Source organism: Mesorhizobium sp. M7A.F.Ca.CA.004.06.1.1, from assembly GCF_003999135.1.
In the GTDB taxonomy this organism is placed as follows: Bacteria; Pseudomonadota; Alphaproteobacteria; order Rhizobiales; family Rhizobiaceae; genus Mesorhizobium.
In genome coordinates, this window is record NZ_RZPQ01001120.1 from 1 (window position 1) to 1,313 (window position 1,313).

Annotated in this window: 1 protein-coding gene; it reads left to right on the forward strand. The window is 63.9% G+C overall.

Features of this window, described 5'->3' with window-relative positions; genetic code table 11:
• A partial coding sequence (locus EN906_RS37620; RefSeq protein WP_206529260.1) for a hypothetical protein occupies positions 1-1,313 on the forward strand: 1,313 nt, incomplete at both ends.

Genomic DNA, 1,313 nt, shown 5'->3' on the forward strand with positions numbered 1-1,313 from the left:
ATGCCACCCTGGTCAGCGTCACGGGCGGGCACAGCGGCTCGCTCAACTTCGCTACCGGTACGCTGTCGGCGACGAACGGTACCGGCCTGCAGTTCGACAATGCGGACGGCATCTACAGTTTCGTCGGCACGACGACGCTGAATGGCGGCAATGCCAGCGTCGACATCCTCAACGGCTCGGGCGGCACGTTCAATTTCGGCACCGGCACCTCGATCATCAGCCCCAGCGGCACGGCGTTCAACGTCAATGGCGGCACCGCCACCGTCACCTATGCCGGCACGATCACGCAAGCCACCGCCGGCCAGCGCATGATCGTCGTCGCCGACACCGCCGGCGGTTCGGTGAATTTCACCACTGCCGTGGCGAACGGGCTCAACGACACCGGCGGCACCGGCATTGTGATCGACGGCGCGGCGGGCAGCGTCACCGTCAGCAATGCCAGCCTGACGGGCACGGCCGGCATCACCATTCTCGGCGATTCGACCAACAATGCGACCGGCACCTACACTTTCAACAATGTCGCCATCCAGACCGACGCGGGGGCTGCGAACAATGCCTTCGTCGTCGATGGCGACCAGGGCACGCCAGGCAATGACGACGTCAGCGCGGTCGTCAACCTGAACAATGTCGACATCACCAACCCTGGCGGCAATGTCGCCAACATCCGCGGCATGGCCGGCGGCTCGGTCAATTTCGACAGCGCCAGCACGATCACTCGCAACGACGGCGGGCTGGGCATTGCCGTGCTCAGCAACGCCGGCGGCACGATCAACTTCGGCGGCGCGGTCAAGACGCTCTCGACCGGCGTCAACGCCGCCGTCATCATGACCAGCAACCCCGGCGCCGCCATCAACTTCACCAATGGCGGGCTGGTTATCAACACAACGAGCGGCGACGGCTTCAACGCGACCGGCGGCGGCACGGTGACGGTGCAGGGCACCGGCAACACGATCACCTCCGGCACAGGCACGGCGCTCAACGTCGTCAACACGAATATCGGCGCCAGCGGGCTGAATTTCCAGAGCATTTCGGCGAATGGCGGCATCAACGGCATCGTGCTCAACAATACGGGCTCGGGTGGATTGACCGTTACAGGTGTCGGCACCACCGCCGGCTCGGGCGGCACAATTCAGAACACAACCGGGCGCGGCGCCAGTTTCATCAGCGCGAGCAACATCACGCTGAAGAACATGAATTTCACCAATGCCGGCACCGACGATCTCGATGCCGACAATTCGGGGCTTTCGACTGGTGACAACCTCACGACCAACGCGGCCATCCACCTTCAAAACGTCTCTACGGCGACGCTGGAC